Source organism: Exiguobacterium sp. SH0S1 (genome assembly GCF_004337165.1).
Classification (GTDB): Bacteria; Bacillota; Bacilli; order Exiguobacteriales; family Exiguobacteriaceae; genus Exiguobacterium; species Exiguobacterium aurantiacum_A.
Map to the genome: position 1 here is coordinate 101,615 of NZ_SJVC01000003.1, position 20,050 is coordinate 121,664.

Annotated in this window: 17 protein-coding genes; 9 read left to right on the top strand and 8 right to left on the bottom strand. The window is 53.4% G+C overall.

What is annotated here, in order from left to right:
• Positions 1-3: 3 nt before the first annotated feature.
• From EVJ20_RS09600 to EVJ20_RS09620, 5 genes are all read right to left on the bottom strand, one after another.
• Positions 4-1,260, bottom strand: coding sequence for an MFS transporter (locus EVJ20_RS09600; RefSeq protein ID WP_070328033.1), 1,257 nt, complete (start codon positions 1,258-1,260; stop codon positions 4-6).
• Between the two features lie 126 nt (positions 1,261-1,386).
• Positions 1,387-3,396, bottom strand: coding sequence for a catalase (locus tag EVJ20_RS09605; RefSeq protein ID WP_131508046.1), 2,010 nt, complete (start codon positions 3,394-3,396; stop codon positions 1,387-1,389).
• A 125-nt stretch (positions 3,397-3,521) separates the two neighbouring features.
• Complete coding sequence (locus EVJ20_RS09610) at positions 3,522-4,172, bottom strand: hypothetical protein (RefSeq protein ID WP_131508048.1); 651 nt, start codon at positions 4,170-4,172, stop codon at positions 3,522-3,524.
• 51 nt (positions 4,173-4,223) lie between these two features.
• Positions 4,224-5,429, bottom strand: coding sequence for an NAD(P)/FAD-dependent oxidoreductase (locus tag EVJ20_RS09615; protein ID WP_131508050.1), 1,206 nt, complete (start codon positions 5,427-5,429; stop codon positions 4,224-4,226).
• A 98-nt stretch (positions 5,430-5,527) separates the two neighbouring features.
• Positions 5,528-9,034, bottom strand: a complete 3,507-nt coding sequence (locus EVJ20_RS09620) for a chitobiase/beta-hexosaminidase C-terminal domain-containing protein (protein ID WP_131508052.1) — start codon at positions 9,032-9,034, stop codon at positions 5,528-5,530.
• Between the two features lie 387 nt (positions 9,035-9,421).
• On the opposite strand from EVJ20_RS09620, the gene EVJ20_RS09625 reads away from it, so the two are divergent.
• The 6 genes from EVJ20_RS09625 (at position 9,422) to EVJ20_RS09645 (ending at position 14,626) form a co-directional block, all read left to right on the top strand.
• On the top strand, positions 9,422-10,177 hold the full coding sequence (locus tag EVJ20_RS09625; RefSeq protein WP_131465812.1) for an alpha/beta hydrolase: 756 nt from the start codon (positions 9,422-9,424) through the stop codon (positions 10,175-10,177).
• A 168-nt stretch (positions 10,178-10,345) separates the two neighbouring features.
• On the top strand, positions 10,346-12,001 hold the full coding sequence (locus EVJ20_RS09630) for a glycoside hydrolase family 13 protein (RefSeq protein WP_131508167.1): 1,656 nt from the start codon (positions 10,346-10,348) through the stop codon (positions 11,999-12,001).
• Between the two features lie 48 nt (positions 12,002-12,049).
• A complete protein-coding gene (locus tag EVJ20_RS09635; RefSeq protein WP_131465814.1) occupies positions 12,050-12,382 on the top strand; it encodes a hypothetical protein in 333 nt (110 codons plus the stop codon).
• Between the two features lie 64 nt (positions 12,383-12,446).
• Entirely contained in the window at positions 12,447-12,650 is a 204-nt protein-coding gene (locus tag EVJ20_RS09640; RefSeq protein ID WP_016508010.1) for a YwbE family protein, read from the top strand.
• 1 nt (position 12,651) lies between these two features.
• Entirely contained in the window at positions 12,652-12,819 is a 168-nt protein-coding gene (locus EVJ20_RS15245) for a hypothetical protein (RefSeq protein WP_016507944.1), read from the top strand.
• Between the two features lie 346 nt (positions 12,820-13,165).
• Positions 13,166-14,626 (top strand): alanine/glycine:cation symporter family protein, encoded by a 1,461-nt coding sequence (locus EVJ20_RS09645; RefSeq protein WP_070328047.1) that lies wholly within the window; start codon positions 13,166-13,168, stop codon positions 14,624-14,626.
• A 45-nt stretch (positions 14,627-14,671) separates the two neighbouring features.
• On the opposite strand, the gene EVJ20_RS09650 is transcribed toward EVJ20_RS09645, so the two are convergent.
• Together EVJ20_RS09650 and EVJ20_RS09655 are read right to left on the bottom strand one after the other, a co-directional pair.
• The gene (locus tag EVJ20_RS09650) at positions 14,672-15,472 is read right to left on the bottom strand and encodes a formate/nitrite transporter family protein (protein ID WP_131508054.1); all 801 of its coding nucleotides are present in this window, start codon (positions 15,470-15,472) and stop codon (positions 14,672-14,674) included.
• A gap of 96 nt (positions 15,473-15,568) precedes the next feature.
• Positions 15,569-15,955: a VOC family protein gene (locus EVJ20_RS09655; protein ID WP_070328049.1), complete on the bottom strand. Its 387-nt coding sequence runs from the start codon at positions 15,953-15,955 to the stop codon at positions 15,569-15,571.
• An 80-nt stretch (positions 15,956-16,035) separates the two neighbouring features.
• Here EVJ20_RS09655 and EVJ20_RS09660 point away from each other — a divergent pair, with 80 nt between their 5' ends.
• The 3 genes from EVJ20_RS09660 to EVJ20_RS09670 are packed head-to-tail and all read left to right on the top strand — an operon-like array spanning position 16,036 to position 19,313.
• Positions 16,036-17,154 (top strand): GTPase, encoded by a 1,119-nt coding sequence (locus EVJ20_RS09660; RefSeq protein ID WP_131508056.1) that lies wholly within the window; start codon positions 16,036-16,038, stop codon positions 17,152-17,154.
• Between the two features lie 12 nt (positions 17,155-17,166).
• On the top strand, positions 17,167-18,309 hold the full coding sequence (locus EVJ20_RS09665; RefSeq protein ID WP_131508059.1) for a YcjF family protein: 1,143 nt from the start codon (positions 17,167-17,169) through the stop codon (positions 18,307-18,309).
• Between the two features lie 41 nt (positions 18,310-18,350).
• Positions 18,351-19,313 carry a 2-hydroxyacid dehydrogenase gene (locus EVJ20_RS09670; protein ID WP_131508061.1) on the top strand — a complete coding sequence of 321 codons (963 nt, stop codon included), beginning with the start codon at positions 18,351-18,353 and terminating at the stop codon, positions 19,311-19,313.
• A gap of 46 nt (positions 19,314-19,359) precedes the next feature.
• Here EVJ20_RS09670 and EVJ20_RS09675 read toward each other — a convergent pair whose 3' ends face one another.
• Positions 19,360-20,046 carry a general stress protein gene (locus EVJ20_RS09675; protein WP_131508064.1) on the bottom strand — a complete coding sequence of 229 codons (687 nt, stop codon included), beginning with the start codon at positions 20,044-20,046 and terminating at the stop codon, positions 19,360-19,362.
• Positions 20,047-20,050 lie beyond the last annotated feature (4 nt).

A 20,050-nucleotide genomic window follows, 5' to 3' on the forward strand; every position in this document is an offset into this window, starting at 1 on the left:
TCATTAGATCAAGTGGCGGCGGTACCAGAGGACGATCGGTACGAGAACGAGTGAAACGATTCCACCGAGCAGTGATAGCGTCAAATAGCTCGACTGGGAGGCGATGATACCGGACAGCATGCCGCCCGAGGCGCCGGACAAGGCGATCCAGACGTCGACCGATCCTTGCGTCTTCGCTCTCGTCTCGGGTGTCGTCGCATCGACCAAGATGGCCGTCCCACTGATGAGACCAAAGTTCCAACCGACACCGAGCAAGACGAGGCCGACGATCAACAAGAACAGCGAGTCGGCCGGTGCGAACGCCGCGACGACGCCTGCGAAGAATAACGTCACCCCGGAAGCGATGGCCATGATTTCACGGCCGACTTTGTCGACGAGCACGCCGGTCACGAGCGAGGGTAAATACATCGCGCCGATATGGAAGCCGATGACGAGACCGACCGCGCTCAGTTCATGGCCGTGCTGCCGCATGTGGACAGGTGTCATCGTCATGATGGCGACCATGACGATTTGGCTGAGCACCATGACGAAAGCACCGACGTACACGCCAAGACGAGAGTGGACTTCTTCGGGTTGACGTTGCGTCGCGTCTGTCGATTGCTTCCGTTTCGATTCGATGGCTCGGGCGACGAGGAGCGGGTCAGGGTTTAAAAACACGATCAAGATGAGACCGGCCACGAAGTAGGCGGCTCCCGCGAGTAAAAACGGACCAGAAAGCGTCGGGATGCCGATGGCGTCAGCAACCCGCCCCATCGGTTCGACCAAGTTCGGTCCGGCGACGGCACCGAACGTCGTCGATACCATGGCGATACTGACCGCGGTCGCCCGTTCGGTCGCATTCGCCAAATCCGTTCCGGCGTAACGGGCCTGGAGGTTACTCGCCGTCCCGGCCCCGTAAATAAGGAGCGACACGAACAAGAGCGGTACGCTCTCGAACGCGGCGGCAAAGATGACACCGAACGCACCGAGGGATCCCGTCAAGAACCCGGTCGCGAGTCCGAACCGGCGTCCGACCCGTTGCGATATCATCCCGATCAGAAACGCGGCGCCGGCAGAGCCGAGCGTGAACAGCGCCGTTGGGACACCCGCATACGCATCGGTCCCGAGCAGGTCGCGGGCGAGGAGCGCCCCGACGGTTATGCCTGCGGCGAGGCCGGCACCCCCGAAAATTTGAGACAGCACGACGACGAACAACGTCCGTTTATACAGACGGCGTTGTTGCTCGGTGTCGGTCACATATGAATCAATCTTATTTCGCATGACACGATTCCTCCTCCATCAACTTATACCCCACCTAGTATAACGTTTGCAGGCGTGGAAAAGAAGGGTGGACAAAAAAGGACTCGACTCGAAAATACCGAGTTGAGTCCTTCTGTTCGTGAATCGTTAAGCGCGGTCCCAGAACCGGGCTTTGGCAATCCCGTCGATGAACGTGTCGAATCCGTCGAGACTGTGCTGTTTGAACGTGTAGACGCCAGGTTGGTCCGTCTTGACGCGGCACTGATCGAGCACTGAATCATCGTGTAAGTGCAAAGCGAGCGGCTTGAAGTGTTTATACGTGTTCTCGATAAACTCGAGGACGTCGTCTTCGACCGAACTCGCGGCGCTGACGAGGAAAGCGGCGTCGAACAGGCTCGAGTCGACCGTATCGTACGTCTCTTTCACTTTGAGGTCACCGAGCGTGTACGATTTCTTCCCGACGAGGCTATAGTTCACTTTTTTGTCGGCGAGCGCTTGGACCCACGCCTTCACTTGCACGGCATCGACATCACCGGCGAGAAGGACGGCGACGCTCTTCGTATCCGGTTTCGAGATCGTGTCCGCCATGCTGAGGGCAGGCGATGTTTTGTCCGAGACGACTTCGTTGTTCTCGGCAGGCAGTGCGACGCCTAAGTTGTCGGCGACGACCGAGGCGAGTTGACGGTCGATCCGGTTCAACAAGTCGACGGCATTTTCTTTCACCATGTCCGACTCGCATTTGCCGAGCTCGAAGCTGTAGGCGTCTTGAATGTGCTGCTTTTCGACCGGGGTCATGCTGTTGTAGAACATTTTGGCTTGTGAGTAGAAGTCGAGGAAGCTGTCGCTGCGGCCACGGACTTTGTGACCATCGACTTTCTCTTGGTAATGCTCAAATCCACCTTGGTCGACCGGCACAGGTGCCGGCTGATTGTTGTTGAGCGCGTTTTTATGGTAGCTCGTCTGGCCTTTATGGACCGACATTTGATGCATGCCGTCGCGTTGATTGTTATGGAACGGACAGACCGGTTTGTTGATCGGGATCTGATGGAAGTTCGGTCCGCCGAGACGTGATAGCTGTGTATCTGTGTATGAGAACAAGCGCCCTTGCAGGAGCGGGTCGTTCGAGAAGTCGATGCCGGGAACGATGTGCCCTGGATGGAATGCGACCTGTTCGGTTTCGGCGAAGAAGTTATCGACGTTCCGGTTGAGCGTCATCTTCCCGACAAGTTTGACCGGGATCTCTTCTTCCGGCCACAGTTTGGTCGGATCGAGGATATCGAAGTCGAACTTGAACTCGTCTTCGACTGGGATCATCTGCAGTCCGAGTTCCCATTCCGGGTAGTCGCCTTTATCGATCGCCTCATACAAGTCGACGCGGTGGAAGTCGGCGTTTTTCCCGACGGCCTTTTGCGCCTCGTCCCACACTTGCGAGTGGACACCGAGCTTCGGTTTCCAATGGAACTTGACGAAATGGGCTTTCCCTTCCTTGTTGACGAGTCGGAACGTATGAACGCCGAACCCTTCCATCATGCGCAGGCTGCGCGGGATGCCGCGGTCGCTCATCGCCCACATCACGTGGTGAGCCGCCTCATGGTTTTGGCCGACGAAATCCCAGAACGTGTCGTGGGCACTCCCGCCTTGCGGCACTTCCGTGTGCGGTTCAGGTTTCACCGCGTGGACGAGGTCCGGGAATTTGATGGCGTCTTGGATGAAGAAGACCGGCATATTGTTTCCGACGAGGTCATAGTTGCCTTCGTCCGTATAAAACTTCGTCGCAAAACCACGGACGTCGCGGACGGTGTCCCCGGAACCGCGTGAGCCTTGTACCGTCGAGAAGCGGACGAAAACAGGCGTCACTTTCGAAGGGTCGTTCAAGAAATCCGCTTTCGTATAGTCGGCGAGCGACTCGTATACTTGGAACTCCCCGTGGGCACCGACACCGCGCGCGTGCACGATCCGTTCCGGGATCCGTTCATGGTCGAAGTGCGTCATTTTTTCACGGAAGTGGAAATCTTCGATGAGCGTCGGTCCCCGAAGCCCCGCTTTGAGCGAGAACTCATCCTCCGCCATCTTCAGTCCTTGGTTCGTCGTCAGTCCTGCTGTTTGTTCATTGTCGATCGTATGTTGTTTCAACTGTTCTTCTTTTTTATTCCCCATCATGTTGCCTCCCCATAAGTATATGCTCTCCCGACGTAAGCCGTGATTGACCTACTTTACGGTTTTTCCCTAACGCTACGAGAAGAAACCCCCATTTTAAAATGGGGTACGTTAATTGATAGATGTCACAACGCTGCCCAAACGCTCTGTTTCAAGACGATATGCTGTACTTTTTCAGGCTCGAGATCGTATTTCGTCGAGATGGTCCGGGTCACTTTTGCTTTCAAATCAGGGTCGTTGGATTGTTTCGCCTCGTAAATCTTGTTCCACTCTTCCCAGACACGTACCTCGCCTTCAGATAGTTGGCCGGTCCATTCTTTCTCGCGAAGCTGCCAACCGAACACCATGTCGTCGTAGTCACCGGCCTCGACCGTCTCGGCGAGCGACCAGTCGCCTCCTGGCGCGTAGACAGCCTGACCGAGGGGAGAGTCGGTGCCAATATACGCCTCGTGATCATAGAAACGGATCAATGCGGCTTGGAACGTGTCTCGTTCGGTCACTTCACGCATGACGTCATGGCTGATGGACTGGAGCGTCTCGACGTCAGGACGTCCGTGGACGACGACATCGTATTCATAGCGGACCGCGTCATCTTCATGTATCGGTTTGCTCGCTTCAATCGTATAAGCTGCTTCGTGCTGAGACATCTGCTCGGTTTTGTCTTTCTGCTTCGGCGGGTCATTCGGCCACACGTAAGCGGTGAACGCGATGGCAGGGACGAGCAGCAGTGCTCGTCTCAGACGATATACCCACTTCGGTTTTCGTTTCGATTTCATGGTTATCACTTCCGATCTTATGTATGAAAAAATCCCCTGATCGCCAGGGGATTAACGCGTCCGATCTAATCGTACGAGCCGGGCATCCGAATTGTCGATGCCGCGCACTAAATCACTCAAGATTTTAGAACCTAACATGCTGTAAACCGTACCGTTGCCGCCATACCCGAGCAGGTAGAACAGGTTTTTCCGGTCCGGGTGTTCCCCGATGAAGGGCAGATGGTCGATCGATTCACCGAACAGAGCTGCCCAAGCGTATTCGACTGTCAAATCGTACATCGGGAACAGCGCCGCGACTTCTTGGCGAATCCGCTCGGCCCGGTTATGAATAAGTGCCTCACTATGAGGTGTTTCCGGCTTTTCTTCGTCGAGGCCACCGGCGATGATCCGGCCATCGACCGTCGTCCGTAAATACAGGTAAGGACGTTTCGTCTCCCAAATGAGCGCCTGCCCGTCCCAATCCTTGAAATCCTTGATTGGGTTCGTCGCGATGGCGTAGGAACGATTGAGCTCGATGCGATGGGTGTCGAGCAGTGGTGCCGGCCCGTAACCGGTCGCGAAGATGACATGCTTAGCCTTGAACGTTGTTTCAGGCGTCAACACGAGCCAGCCGTCCCCGTCAGGCACGACTTCCGTCACGTCCGTCTCCTCGAAAATCGGAACGTCGTTCATCGATAGGTGGCGAACGACTTGACGGCTGAGCGTGAGCGGGTTGACTTCAGCATCGCCTTTTGTGATCAGTGCGGCCGGTTTATCAAATGGGAACCGGTCTTGGAGTGCCGTTTGATCAAGCCATTCAGCGTCAAACCCGTGCTTGGTGAGCATCTCATATTCACGTTTCAGTTTGGAGACATCTGCCTCCTCGCTCGCGAAGCAAAGACTGTCGCGTCGGATGTAGACGTCTTTTGCGTCGACGGTCTCGGCGACCTCGTCGAGCGCATCGACCGCCTCCCTACATAATTTATAGAAGCGGACGGCATCGACTTCCCCGATCTGATCAGCGAGCTCATGCAACATGATGTCGTTTGAATACTGGATGAGCCCAGTGTTCGCCGCCGTGCTTCCGGCTCCGACTTTCCCTTTGTCGAGGACGGCGAAGTCGATGCCGTCCTCATAAAGCGTGTAAGCCGTCAATGTGCCGGACATGCCGGCTCCGATGACGAGCACGTCGTACTGTTCTTTTTGGATCGGCTTTTGTAAGACGATCTGTTCCGACTCAGTGATCGGCCAATATAAGTTCCCGTTGTGCATTTCCATGACGTCATCCTCCGATAATCAGCATCTTCTTCTTAATCCCCGAATTTTGAGATTGAAAACGCAAAAAACCGCAGACGAGATGTCTGCGGTAGCGTTCGTTATTTTTTGACGACAACTGTTTTAGCAGATGCGCCTTTCGTATACGTGATGCGTTTGACGTTCTCGGCACCACGAATTTCTGCAAGGTTTGTTCCGTCGACGATGACTTCTTTGACGGTCGCGCCTTTGAAATCGATGATGGCACCGGCTTGTTTCGGCTTCACTTGAACGACGACGTTCTTGAGCGGGTCACCCGTCAATTCCGTGTAAACGCCGCGCACGAAGATGCCGTTCTTAAAGTTCGTACCTTTACCGATTGTCACGCCGATGTAGTCGTCTTGAAGGACAAGACGGGCAGCCTTATTGTTCTCGACCGTGTAACGTTTCACATCGACAACGGGTTCTGGTGTGAGGTCGATTTGCGCGAGGACCGGATCGTGGTCACTGGCCCGGCCCGACATCTCTGTGAAGTCGGCGTTGACGTGGATCATATCGATCTCGGTCGTAGCGGCCAAACGGTTCGACACGAGGATGTGGTCGAGCACTTGCGAGTTGCCTTGGTAGACGTAAGAGTAACGATCGACGGCAGGGACTTTCTCGACCATGTTCGTCATCAAGTCACCTTTGAAGATTTGAAGCGCGTCCGAAAACTCGAAGTCGTTGAAGTCACCGAGGGCGACGACGTTCGCATCCGGGTTATCGGCTTTCACGTCCGCTACGAAGTTGTGGACGAGTTGTGCGATTTTTTTCCGTTGCACTTCACTGCCGAGCACGACCGGCTGTTGTGAACCGAAGAAGCCGGTATCGCCACCTTTTGAGTTCCAATGGTTGGCGATGACGACGACGTTCTCGCCTTGGAAGTCGAACTGGGCCGCGAGCGGCTTACGTGAACTGTTGAATGCTGGGTCGAGTGGCGCGATTCGGCCCGGGTTATGTGTCAACTTGCCGTTTTCGTAACCGACGGCCGTTGTCGCGTCACCGGCAGGGATGCCTTCCGTGAGCGAGACGCGTTCCGGATTGTACAAGAAGCCGACACGAATGTTGGCGTTCGGTGCGCCGCCATCTTGATTGTTCTCCGGATCGATGTTGACGTACTTGTACGACTTGCCGCCGATTGAGACGATATCATCGATCAAGCGTTGATAGCTTTGGTCAGCTGCAGCATCTCCTGTGCTTTGACCGTTGTTGTCTTGAACTTCGGTCACGCCGATGATGTCCGGGTTGTTCAACTCTTCGACGAACGCTTTCGCCAGTTTGAGCGCCTTCTCGTCCGACGTCTCCTTCACGTTGTTCGAGAAGTTCTCGAGGTTGTAAGAAGCGATCGTCAACTTGTCTTCTTCTGCCTCGATGAATGTCGTCTCACGCTTAGCATCACCTTTGACAAAGGCAGCTTTCATCTCATCGAGACCTGCTTGAATTTTGTAGTTTCCATATGAATAACCGACGACACCGACGATTGGTCCGTTGAAACGGTCACCGGTCGCGACATCGAACTCACGCGCTTCTGCGTTCGGTTCGAGACGGAACTGGATACGTTCCGGGTTTGCGTCATCTTTCTTCAAAAGGATTCCTCCGTTGAACGTCTCGGTCGGCGTGCTTTCGAGTACGGTCACGAGGTCACCGTTTTGTTGCGGCGATACTGACTTGAGGTTAGCGGTCTCGACACGCATCCCTTCTAAGCTTTCCCAGAAATCGATGGCGTCTTTGTCTGGATTGAAGACGGCGAGGGCGTCGCTGTCGATAAACTCGGTCGGTAAGTTCGACTCGTCAATCTTCACTGGCGTCGGGAGTGTGACGTCACTCTTCACGACATCGACTTGTCCGTTGCGTGTATCGATTTGTGTCATCAACATATCTGTCCGTTGGCGATCGCTATAGCCTTCGATCGCATACTCGCTGACGACACCTTTCACGTTGACGAGGTCTCCGACTTGAATGCCGGCGATCGAACGTCCGCCGTACAGGATGATGCCTTCTGACGTGCGTGCGTCTTGGTCGGCTTCCATGTCCGGTGTTTGAATGTAGTAATACGTCGTTCCCATCGAGACGAACGTGTACGTGACGATTCCTTCGACGCCTTCGACCGTTTGGCCGTTCATCGGTGACGTGTGGCTCGCGCCTTGGATGTCATGGATGCGGATCTTGTCCGTGATCTTATAGTCGTACGTTGTCACGGCGCTGAACGCATCGCCTGACTTGACGGCGACTTTGAGCGTCTTCGTCTCTTCGACACGGACTGGACCTGTATAACGTGTCCCGTTCACTTTCGGGTCTGAACCATCGAGCGTGTAATAGATTTCAGCGCCCGCAGTCGTCGTCGAAAGCGTCACGTCTTGAGGTCCGACGAACGTGCCGGCGCCTGGCTTCGCCGTTGCCGGACGGAGTACCGTCGGGTCGATGGCTGTGTCAGCCGCATCACGTGGGATGATTTGATACGTGTTGTCGAACTGTTGGACGATTCCCGTGATTGATGCGTAGTTGACGTCCGTCTGTAAATCGAGAACGCCGCGTTCGTCACGGACGACAAATTCCTTCGTTCCGTCTGTCGCCGTCAAGTTCTGACCGCTGCCTGTTAGTGTGACGTTCTTCACCGTCACGAGTTCAGACTCGACGTCCTCATTGATCTGTTCGCCTGTGAGAACTTGCGCAGCTGGGACGCTCGCCGTTTGTTTCGAGACGACGACCGCATTGTTTAATTGAAGGAGCTCACGGTATGAACCGATCGCACCTGTGACGACGACTTCATCGCCGACGTTGACCGCGAGTGATGTCGGACGGACTGAGAGGCCGCCTGTCGCGTCTTGAATCGAGATCGTGTTCGCAAGTTTGGCCGTAACGACGCCTTTGATCGTGACCGTTTCACCTTCTGCCTTCGTGCGGGCATCACTGATTGAAATCGGAGTGACCGGTGCCGGTGGTTCTACCGTTCCGCCATCGCCGTATACGACACCTTGGAACGTGTGCGACCCGAGGTTCGTGAACGTATCGATTGGTTGTGAGTTCCATTCCGCCGCTGGGTCGAACGCATCCGTACCGTTAGCATCTCCGGTCGTGACCGTATCTTTACGAATCAACGTCTGGTCAGCGGTTGCGACGCTTGTTCCCCATTTTGTGCCCGGGTCGACACCGATTTGACCGAAGACGTCGAGCACAGTGTCACCTTTTTTCAAGACGAGCGTGTCATCACCGTTAAAATTTGTCACGCCGCTCGTCGCATTTGATTTTGCCTTGAGCGCTTCACTCGCACTGCCGTTGACGATGACATACGTGCCACCCGGTTGGAGGGTCCCCGTCAAGTTGAGCGTCGTGCCAGGAGCCGTCCCGCCGTTTGAATACAGTTCGAGCTTGTAGGCAGAGAGGTCGATGGCTGAATCGGTTCCGTTGAACAATTCAATCGCTTTGTTGTTGCTTGAGCCTTCAATATACTCCGAGATGAATAAGTCTGCTGCGTTCAACGTTTCGGCTTGTACGTTTGCCGCGATCGGCGTCATGCTGCTGACGATCAGTCCGGCTGATAAAGCGAGGCCGGTCATTTGTTTGAGTGAACGTGCTTTTGGTTTCCCCATGTTGTAGTCTCCCTTTGGTATGTAGATGGCCGATACGATTTCCCAATTCGTTTGGTCACTTGTTGAGCGTTTAGCCCCCTCCTAGTCAATACAAGAAATGATAGCGCTTACATTAATCGACTGGTGTCTATGAAAATGGCTCGTTGCGACTCCATCGATTGGTGTATTTGACTATCATTTACCAACTTTGCAACTACATGTTAAACATAACCAAGCAGACGTCAGAACTCAATCTCCTTTTCACGAAGTTCATATTACATTTCGATGACAAGGTAATGAGTTTTTGGATTTTTCCCTTTTAGGTTGACGATAAGGCCATGAACTCTTACAATTCATTAATACAAATTAAGTGTATCGGTTAACTGTGAATTGATAGGGAGGAAACGAATGACGACGACTACTTATCCGGTCATCCCGGGAGCGGGGACGTTTTATTATGAAGGGAATCAAACCGGGATATTATTATGTCACGGTTTTAATGGGACACCACAAAGCGTGCGCGATGTCGGGATCGACTTGATGGAAAAGGGCTTCACGGTGTATGCCCCTCGCTTGACGGGGCACGGGACCGACCCCGAGGACTTTAGATGTTCGACGAGCAAGTGCTGGTATGAGAGCATGGAAGCAGGTATCCGCTTTTTGCGCGAGCGATGTCGCCACGTCATCGTCGTCGGACAATCGATGGGCGGGACGCTCGCCTTAAAAGCCGCGCTCGCTGGCCTTGCCGACGCCGTCATCACGATCAACGCGGCGTTGTCTGTACCGGGCTACGCGTGTCATGCGGCTGACGACGTCTGTCGCTTCATCGACGAGGACGAGCCGGATATCAAGGCAAATGACGTGTATGAGATCGTCTACGACAAAGTACCGACGTCGGCCATTCGCGAATTGCTCGCTTTGATCGAGGAAGTTCGGCCTCGTGTGTCGGACGTAGTAGTTCCGACGTGCGTCATCCATTCCGCTGTCGACCACGTCGTCCCGCCGGAAGATTCGATGTGGTTGTATGACAAGATTCAGGCGCCGAAGCAGCGTATCGTTTTGGAGCAATCGTACCATGTGGCGACGATGGACCATGATCGCGGTCGATTAGCCGACGCGATCGGTACGTTCTGTGAACAAGTGACGACGGTTGAACAAATGTAGTCTCTAAGACTGCATTTTTATTTGCACTTCTTTGCAAACGCTTGCACTAATGATATTGTAAGATTAGATTTACCCAAACAGTGGTATGTACCTTCATTGATACTAATCGTAGGCTTAGGAGGAATTTGGCGTATGGAGACGGCGTTCAGACAAAGTGAGAAGCAAGGCATCGCCCGGGCATGGTGGAAAGAAGCCATCGTCTATCAAATATACCCACGCAGTTTCAAAGATTCGAACGGGGACGGCATCGGCGACCTCCGTGGCATTATCGAAAAGCTTGATTACTTGGAAGACCTCGGCATCGATGTGATCTGGCTCTGTCCGATGTACAAATCACCGAACGATGACAACGGCTATGACATCAGCGATTACGAAGACATTATGGAAGAGTTCGGGACGATGGAAGATTTCGATGCGTTGCTGAGCGCGGTCCATGCGCGAGGGATGAAGCTATTGCTAGACCTCGTCGTCAACCATACGTCAGACGAACATCCATGGTTCGTCGAATCGAAAAGTTCGAAAGACAACCCGAAGCGGGATTGGTATATATGGCGAGACGGGTCAGAAGACGAGCCACCGAACAACTGGGCCAGTATTTTCGGCGGCTCGGCCTGGGAATATGACGCGGCGACCGAGCAGCACTACCTTCACGTGTTCTCTAAAAAACAGCCTGACTTGAATTGGGAGAATGAAGAAGTGCGCGGTGCGGTCTACGATATGATCAACTGGTGGCTCGATAAAGGAATCGATGGGTTCCGGGTCGATGCGATCAGCCACATTAAAAAGATGCCGACCGAGACGATGTTGCCTTCCCCGGATGGCAAACGTCACGTCACGGCGTTCTCGATGTATTCAAATATCGAGGGGATCCACGAGTATCTCCAAGAGATGAAGCGCGAGACGTTCGCCAAGTACGATATCATGACGGTCGGCGAGACGAACGGGATCGAGCCGAAAGCGGCCGACCTGTGGATGGGACCTGGAAACGGGGCGATGAACATGGCGTTCCATTTCGACCACGTCGATATTATGCGCAAGTCCCGGCTCGCCCCGCTTGACGTCGTCGAACTGAAACTTATTTTTGACAAGTGGCAACAAGGGTTGCTTGAAACAGGGTGGAACGCCCTCTATATCGAGAACCATGACATGGTGCGTGCCGTCTCGCTCGTCGGGGACGAGAACCACTATTGGCGTGAGAGTGCGACCGCGCTCGGGATGATGTACTTCTTCATGCACGGGACGCCGTTCATCTATCAAGGGCAAGAAATCGGTATGAAGAACGTGCCGTTGCCATCGATTCACGACTACGATGACGTCGCGACAAAGAACGAGTACTTCGAACGGATCGCGAACGGGATGAGTGAAATCGACTCGATGCAACACGTGTGGGGGACGTCACGCGACAACGTCCGGACGCCGTTGCAATGGGACGCCTCGCCGCACGGCGGCTTCTCGTCAGCCACCCCGTGGATGCCGATCCATGCCGAATATGAGACGTTGAACGTGGAAGCACAGTCTAAAGACGTGAACTCGATTCTGTCGTTCTACAAGGCGATGATCCGTCTACGCCGAGCCGAGGAGACGTTCACGTATGGAAGTTACCGTGATCTCTTGCCGGAACATCTGCAAGTATTCGCGTATGAGCGCAAGTTCGAGCAACAATGCTTTTATGTGCTCGTCAACTTGACGGCGAATCCGGCCGAGACGACGCTGCCTGGTCTTGACGAGGCGACGCTCGTCTTGACGAATGAGGTGGACCCGGAACCGATCGAGCAAGACACGTTCATGCTGAAGCCGTTTGAAGCCCGGTTATATCGCTTATAATGACGAGACACCTTCCATTCGGGAGGTGTCTTTTAGGAGGGGATCAGTATGCATCAGATCGAACTCGGGAACGACGACGTCACGGTTCGATTCATCATTGCTGAGGCTAATCGTACGACGCTAAAACTCGTCCTCGCTCGCGACGCAGAAATGGTCCGGACGGCTGACTATGTCTCGTTTGGACGAGACCTTACCGAAGCGTATGAGCAATTGAGCGGTAAGGCCCACCTTCAAAATGAGAGCGGCCGGACGATTTTAACGATTGCGTTCGAAAGGGGACGGGTCGATGTCTCAATCGCGTGGGGACAAGGCGTGACGACGTTTGTGACCGATCAAAGTTATTTGACGAAAACGCTTGGTCAGATCGGACCGTTTGAATAGACTGTGACAAATGCGGGAAAAGAGCATATGATAGAGGTTGACTATACGGAAAGGGGTGTCGGGTATGGATGGTAAGAAACGCGCGGACATTCGCCCAGGACTCCACGTCCAGATCGTCCTGAAACAAGATCAGCGGAGCGGGAAGTTGACGAAAGGCGTCGTCAAAGACATTTTGACGAACTCGCCAAGTCACCCGCACGGCATTAAAGTACGCTTAAACGATGGACAGGTCGGTCGGGTAAAAGTGATCGAAGCTGGAGGTGAATAATATGAGTGAAAAGAAATTGAGTTTCCAAGAGGCGATGAAGCAAAAACTCGCCGAGAAGAAACAGAACGAAACGAAAGTGCCGACAGGACTTCGTGGGACGAAGCAAAAACCGTTGACGAACCAGTTGACGAAAAAGCCGAACAACCAGAAGAAACGGACCGGCGTATAAACCAAGCAGTTGCTCATGCGAGCGACTGTTTTTTTGTTGGGGTCAATCAGGAGACGCATCAATGAAATGGCGATCGTTGAAGTCATGCAGATGAAGCTTCTTTAAAAAAAGTGAAACCTTAAATCAAATAACGAAATAAAAATGATGATTTATTCATTCTTCCAAAATAGCATGTAAGCGCTTTAAGTGTCGGTTTTTCAGTCTTTTTGTCGTGTGTCATGTGAATTTTTTGTGAACTCACCTATAAAAAAATTGTTGCTAATTGTCAGAATCTTTGTATAATTCAGAACTAAGACATCATAAAAAATCTTCAACTTAGATTTCCACAACAGGGAGGAACTTATTCATGGAAGCTGTACAAAACTTGTTACAAGGAAGCGTCGACTTTTTAAACAACATCTTATGGTCGTACGTGCTTATCGTCGGATTGATTGGGGCCGGGATTTACTTTACGGTCAAGACAAGGTTTATGCAGTTCCGCTACTTAAAAGAGATGTTCCGTGTCGTCACAGAAAAATCGGACGCCACAGATAGTAAGAGCATCAGCTCGGCGAAGTCGTTCTTCATCGGAGCGGCAACGCGAATCGGGACTGGTAACTTGGCAGGGGTCACGGTCGCGATCACACTCGGTGGACCGGGAGCAGTGTTCTGGATGTGGATCGTCGCCCTCGTCGGTGGCGCTACCGCGATGATCGAGAGCACGCTCGCTCAAGTGTATAAAGTAAAAGACGACGTCGCATACCGCGGCGGTCCAGCTTACTACATTGAAAAAGGGCTCAACAACCGCGTCCTTGGTATCATCTTTGCAGTATTGATCGCATTCACGTTCGGTCTTATCTTCAACTCGGTACAATCGAACACGATCGCAGCAGCGTTTGATAACGCGTTCGGTCTCGAAGCTGCAGTCGGTGGCGCTATCCTCGTCGTCTTGACAGGACTCGTCATCTTCGGTGGCGTCCGACGGGTCGCGAACTTCTCGGCAATCGTCGTACCGATCATGGCTGTCCTTTACTTGATCGTCGCTCTTTATGTCGTCGTCGTGAACATCACAGAAATGCCAGCCGTCCTCGGCATGATCTTCAAGAGCGCGTTCGGAATCGAGCAAGCGTTTGGCGGTTCGGTCGGTGCGGCTATCATGATGGGTGTCCGTCGTGGTCTCTTCTCGAACGAAGCTGGTATGGGTTCGGCACCGAACGCAGCAGCGGCAGCAGAAGTGTCACACCCGGCGAAACAAGGTTTCATGCAGACGCTCGGTGTGTTCTTGGATACGTTGATCGTCTGTACGGCGACAGCGGCTATCGTCCTCCTTTCGGACAGCTACGCGGCTGGTAACGGTGAAGGGATCGCACTCCTTCAAAACGCGTTGGCTGAGCAAATCGGTGCTTGGGCACCTGGCTTCATCGCTGTCAGTGTCCTCTTGTTCGCATTCAGCTCGATCGTCGGTAGCTACTACTACGGTGAGACGAACATCGAGTTCATCAAGAAGAGCAAAGGCGCTGTCTTCGGTTTCCGCCTTCTCACAATGGGCTTTGTCTTCCTCGGTTCGGTCGCGAGCCTTGGCTTCGTTTGGAGTCTCGCCGACTTGTTCATGGCCGGTATGACACTCATCAACTTGGTCGCCATCTCGCTTCTCGGCGGTGTTGCCTTCAAAGTACTTCGTGACTACGAAGAGCAACGGGCCCAAGGTCTCAACCCACGCTTCTCGGCCCGTAAGCTCGGCATCGAGAACACGGAATGTTGGGACGTCGACGAGGACGAAGTCGCAGAAGGTGCGGTTCAAATCGCCGCTGCCGATTCGTCAAAATAATCATTTACGCAACAACAGGGGCCCTGCATCGGGGCCCCTGTCTTTTTATGCGTTCTGGCGGAGCGTTTCCACGTTCGCCGTCCCAGGTTTTGCGTTCAAATGGAGGTACGTGCCGGCGACGAACAAGGCGCCCCCGACGATATTGCCGAGTGTGGCAAACAGTAGATTATAGAGTGCGAGCCCGATGTTGATGGCTTCAGACGGCACATAATAGAGGGCCAGCCCGAAGATACCCATGTTGGCGATCGAGTGCTCGAAACCGGCGGCGAAAAAGACGACGACCGGGAGCATCGTCAACATGATTTTGGCGACGTCGTTTTGCGTCTTGAGCGGCATGAAGATGGCGATACAGACGAGTACGTTACAAAGAATTCCTTTTAAGAAAATGGCGAGTGCGTCAACGCCCATCTTTTTAGCAGCTACGACTGCGAGCAAGTGGTCACTATTCATGTCACCCATGCTGTGGGCGCCGATGACGAGGATCGTGAGCAACAGCGCGCCGACCAAGTTGCCGATCCAGCTGATGCCCCACACTTTGACAAGATCGCTCCATGCGACACGTCCACGCTTCGCACCGGTATACAAGTACATCGTGTTGCTCGTGAACAGCTCTCCGCCCATCCAGACGATGAAGACGAGTGCGACCGAGAAACTCATGCCGGCAAACAGCATCGTCCCTGGTACGTCGATGAACATGTTTCCGACCGTAAATGCGAAGACGACTCCGATCCCGATCAAAAAACCGGCGACGAGCGAGCGAAGTGCGTATTGACCGAACGAGTGATGAAGGAGCGTCGCTTTTTTATGGGCGGCTTCTTCCATATAATCGATAACTTGTTTTTCCATTTGAATAAGACCTCCTTTAGACAACTTAAGTCTAGGAGGTCTTAAAAAAGTTTGCAATTGTTTTCACAAACTTTCGATAAGGGGATTTGTATCCGTTCACATCGTCGCCACGAGTTCGACTTTGATGCGATCCGGGTCTTCGAAATAGAGCGCGACGTAGTTCGGACCGCCCGCATACGGAAAACGGTCGGCGTACAGCTCATTGAAGCCGTAACGGGACAAGCGGCTGCGAAAAGATTCGAGTTGCTCCACCGATTCAGCGTGAAAGGCGAGGTGGTTCAGTCCTGTTCGCTTCCGATGGTACGAGGGTTCGAGATATGCCGGTTCGGTTTGAACGAAGACGAGGTACGTCTCACCATGACGATAACTTTTTCCGTGTTCCCATTGTTGGTATACCGTATACCCAAGCTCTGTGAGGAGCCAGTCCCAAGCGATTAAACTTTTGTTCAGGTCAGAAACATAGAGCTCTACGTGGTGAAGCATGCGTCTCATCCTTCCGTCGGACGTTTCAAAAGCGGCCGTTTAGTATAATGGTATTATACAACGACTGCAGGGGGAACCATATGGACAACACGGGGCTTGTCTCGAACATATTGATCGCGGGAAAAACAGGCGTCGGCAAGAGCGCCTTCTTGAACTATATTTACGGACGTGACGTGGCCGAGTCACGGGCGGGCAGCCCGGTGACGGCAGAAGGCCTGCACGAATACGAGTATTACGATCTTGAACGCGGGATCTTGTTCCGCTTTTTTGATACGTGGGGACTTGAAGCCGACCGGTCTGAAGAATGGCATGAAGCGGTCATCGCCGTCGTCAATAAGCGGGAAGGGGCACTCGACATCGCTGACTGGTTCCACACGATTTATTATTTGCTGTCGATCAACTCAGGTCGTGTCGAAACGTATGAGCTCGAGTCGATTTTGAAGCCGCTTTATGCGAAAGAGAGCAACGTCACCATCATCTTGACGAACTATAATCCGGACAGCGCGATGAACGTGGAGAAAGCCGAGGCGATGGAAGACGTCTTGATGCGAGAACTTGGCATCAATCGTGACGCCATGATCCGAGTGAACAGTGTCGAGAAAAAGCTGCTGAGCGGACAAGTCGTACCGACGCTCGGTTATGAGGCGGTCTGGCAGCGGAACCGAACGAACCTCTGGCAGGATGTCGAGCGGAAATTACCGCTCAACTTGACCCGGCATTTATTGGACGAGCTCGAAGCGTGGCGCGACCGGAGTTACCGTTCGGCTGAAAAAATTCGGATGATCACTCCGCAAGCGATGATCAGCTGGAAAGCGCGTCAAATCGAAAAAGATTTGGAGAGCACGCTCGAACAGGCCGCGCTCACGACAGAAGAAGCGATGGCGCAGGGGGTCCGTCATTACATTCAACTGATGGAGCGCTATCCGCTCGTCGGCAAAAAGGCGGACGTCGGTTTCAAGACGCGCCGGGTCGAACTCGGCTTTGATTATTCATTTAAGCGGACGATTCGAAAGATGGTGCTCGGGATGATTCCGGGTATTCATTTCATCTACTGGGCGTTCAAGCGCCGGACGGCGGAGCGGGGCATCAAAAAAGCCATCGACCAACAGTATGAGACGGTCAGGCAAGCGATCGTTCAGGACGTGCAACGTGGATTCGAGAACGAGATGAAGCAGCTTGGGCGTACGCTCAAGCAATGAGGAGGAAGTCATATGGAGAAAAAAGTGCCATTTAATTTAGATACGTACGATTTGAAAGAAGAGTTGGGTCGTCTGCGAGGCGAAGTCAAGAAGCCGAACATTTTAATCGCCGGTGCGACCGGTTCTGGGAAGAGCTCGGTCGTCAACCATGTGTTCGGTCGCGATTTGACGAAAGTGGCGGCCGGCGAGCCGGTGACGCGTGGAATCCACCAGTTCATGAGTGATGACATCGCGATTGTCCTCTATGATAGTGAAGGGTACGAAATCGGAAGTGAGCGCCAACAGGCGTATGCCGACGAAGTCATCGGCTTTGTCGAACGGGCGCAGACAAAACCTGCGGCCGAGCAGATGCACCTCGTCTGGTACGCTATCAACGCCTCGATGAAACGGGTCACACCGCTCGATCGGACGCTGATCAAACAGTTGAACGACGTCACTTCGGTCGCTGTCTTATTGACGCAAATCGATCAAGTCGACATGGATGAATTGACGGCGCTGCGAAACGAATTGGCTGGAGTCGTACCGGAAGACGCAATTTTTCAGGTAAGTGTCGCCGGTGAGTTATTGAACGATGCTGAACTTCGGGACCACCTTGACTGGGAACGTCTCGTCACATGGTCGGTCGACCAGCTCGACCAGTCACTTCAAGAAGGATTGCTCATGGAGATTCATGCGGAGAGCGAAGCGATGCTCAAGCTGAAACGTAAGAAGGCGAACCGGATCATCTCGGGCTATGTCGCGAGTGCTGGGACTGCCGCTGCCGTGCCACTCCCGTTCGCGGATGCCATCGCGTTGACACCGATCCAAGTGACGATGAGCGTCCACTTGTTCCGTTATTGGGGCGTCAAAGCGAGCGATGATATGTTGAAAACGTTGATTGGCAGCACGATCATCCCGCAAATCGGACGGACGCTTTCGAAGACGCTGTTGTTGAACGTCATGAAGTTCTTCCCGGGTGCGAACGCGGCGGCGAGCGTGATCAATGCGACAGTGGCATCCGGGATCACCTGGGCAATCGGCCTTGCCATCAATGAAGTCGCGTATCGCAATGCGATGGATTCTTCGAAGACGATCGAGCAACTGCTCAACAGTGACTTTAGTTCATTGTTCGATCAGTTCATAAAAGAGAATCCGATGTCGAAAGACAAATCGTGATTCGAAGTTTGTTACGATGAGAGAGAACAGGGGGAATGGATATGAAGAAACGAATTTACATCACACGACGTCTGCCAGAAGAAGCAGTGGAGCCGCTGCGAGACAAGTATGACGTCCGCATGTGGGACGAAGAGGCGGTGAGCGTACCGCGTGACGTCTTGTTGAAAGAAGCAGCATCGGCTCATGCGCTATGGACGATGCTCAGCGACACGATCGACCGCGAGTTGATCGAACAGGCGCCTGACCTCGCAGTCATCTCGAACTTGGCCGTCGGTTATAACAACATCGACATCGAAGCGGCAAAACAGCACGGCATCGTCGTGACGAACACGCCGGACGTTTTGACCGAGACGACAGCGGACCTCGCGTTCGGACTCATGATGATGACCGGGCGCCGGCTCGGAGAAGCAGAACGTGACTTGCGGGCGGGGGAATGGAAATCGTGGACACCGATGGGCTACGTCGGGATGGACCTGCATCAGGCGAAGCTCGGGATTATCGGGATGGGACGCATCGGCGAGGCGGTCGCACGGCGGGCCCGCGGTTTTGACATGGACGTCTTGTACCATAATCGGACGCGTCGTCATGAATCGGAGTCGATGTACGGATTCGTCTACGCCGAACTCGATGACTTGCTCGAGCAGTCGGATTTCGTCGTCGTGCTCGCACCGCTCACCGAACAGACGCGCGGCATGATCGGCACCGAACAGTTCGCCAAAATGAAAGACACGGCCGTCTTCATCAACGTCGCCCGCGGCGAGATCATTGATGAGTCGGCACTGTACGAGGCATTGAAAGCAAACAAGATTTGGGCAGCGGGGCTCGACGTGTTCGCGAAAGAACCGGTGGCGATGGACCATCCGCTCTTGACGCTTCCGAACGTCACGACGCTCCCGCATATCGGCAGCGCCACGATCAAGACGCGCCTCTCGATGATGGCGCTCAACCGAGAAGCCATCGTCAACGTACTTGAAGGGAAAGAACCAAAAAATCGATTGACGTAAAAAAGAGGAACCTGACGCCATGTGTCAGGTTCCTCTTTTATGTCCATTAAAATCGGCGAATGTTGTCTGGATCTTCAACATCGTTGCGTAGAGCACGGTCATCGAGACCACGAAGCTTCGCTTCTTTATCGTTCAGTTTGGCCTTTTCGTCCAGTTTGTCTTGCTCTGGGTCGACGGCCCGATTCGGATTGTCTGATGAGGATTCGTTGAACGGTTTTGAGTCGATCTCTAGGCCGTCATCATTGCGATGCTCTCGAGTAGTCGACTCGTGGCTTGGTTCGTTAAACGGCTTCGAATCGACTTCCAAACCGTCAGCAGTATGGTGTCCTTGGTGGCTTGTATCATGTTTCGTATCGTTGTAAGGCGTCGAATCGATCGTCAAACTTTCATTGTGACGTCGTTCGTAGTCTTCATCGACATAGATCAAAATCTTCCCGGCCTCGACGTCGCTGTAATGGCGGTTGACTTCTTCTTCGCTCAGTCCCATGTTGCGGAGCCCGGCGTGAACGTCTTCGTGGCCGCTCAAGAACGAACGGACTTTGTCGAACCAACCTGTATCGTGTGAGGCCTCGGTGTGCACGTCCGTTTTACGGCGCAAAATCGAGACGCTGTCCTCATGTTTGGCGACGACGTAAATGTCTGAGTCTTTGTATCCTTTGGCACGTAGCTCCTCAATCTTTCCTAGAGCCGATTCTTGCGTGTCGTACATGCTAATAAATCGTTTCTCACTCATGGTT

Bases quoted from the DNA above. Each gene is read 5' to 3' on its own strand.
- EVJ20_RS09600 (WP_070328033.1), bottom strand. From the start codon at position 1,260: ATGCGAAATAAGATTGATTCATATGTGACCGACACCGAGCAACAACGC.
- EVJ20_RS09605 (WP_131508046.1), bottom strand. From the start codon at position 3,396: ATGGGGAATAAAAAAGAAGAACAGTTGAAACAACATACGATCGACAAT.
- EVJ20_RS09610 (WP_131508048.1), bottom strand. From the start codon at position 4,172: ATGAAATCGAAACGAAAACCGAAGTGGGTATATCGTCTGAGACGAGCA.
- EVJ20_RS09615 (WP_131508050.1), bottom strand. From the start codon at position 5,429: ATGGAAATGCACAACGGGAACTTATATTGGCCGATCACTGAGTCGGAA.
- EVJ20_RS09620 (WP_131508052.1), bottom strand. From the start codon at position 9,034: ATGGGGAAACCAAAAGCACGTTCACTCAAACAAATGACCGGCCTCGCT.
- EVJ20_RS09625 (WP_131465812.1), top strand. From the start codon at position 9,422: ATGACGACGACTACTTATCCGGTCATCCCGGGAGCGGGGACGTTTTAT.
- EVJ20_RS09635 (WP_131465814.1), top strand. From the start codon at position 12,050: ATGCATCAGATCGAACTCGGGAACGACGACGTCACGGTTCGATTCATC.
- EVJ20_RS09640 (WP_016508010.1), top strand. From the start codon at position 12,447: ATGGATGGTAAGAAACGCGCGGACATTCGCCCAGGACTCCACGTCCAG.
- EVJ20_RS15245 (WP_016507944.1), top strand. From the start codon at position 12,652: ATGAGTGAAAAGAAATTGAGTTTCCAAGAGGCGATGAAGCAAAAACTC.
- EVJ20_RS09645 (WP_070328047.1), top strand. From the start codon at position 13,166: ATGGAAGCTGTACAAAACTTGTTACAAGGAAGCGTCGACTTTTTAAAC.
- EVJ20_RS09650 (WP_131508054.1), bottom strand. From the start codon at position 15,472: ATGGAAAAACAAGTTATCGATTATATGGAAGAAGCCGCCCATAAAAAA.
- EVJ20_RS09655 (WP_070328049.1), bottom strand. From the start codon at position 15,955: ATGCTTCACCACGTAGAGCTCTATGTTTCTGACCTGAACAAAAGTTTA.
- EVJ20_RS09660 (WP_131508056.1), top strand. From the start codon at position 16,036: ATGGACAACACGGGGCTTGTCTCGAACATATTGATCGCGGGAAAAACA.
- EVJ20_RS09665 (WP_131508059.1), top strand. From the start codon at position 17,167: ATGGAGAAAAAAGTGCCATTTAATTTAGATACGTACGATTTGAAAGAA.
- EVJ20_RS09670 (WP_131508061.1), top strand. From the start codon at position 18,351: ATGAAGAAACGAATTTACATCACACGACGTCTGCCAGAAGAAGCAGTG.
- EVJ20_RS09675 (WP_131508064.1), bottom strand. From the start codon at position 20,046: ATGAGTGAGAAACGATTTATTAGCATGTACGACACGCAAGAATCGGCT.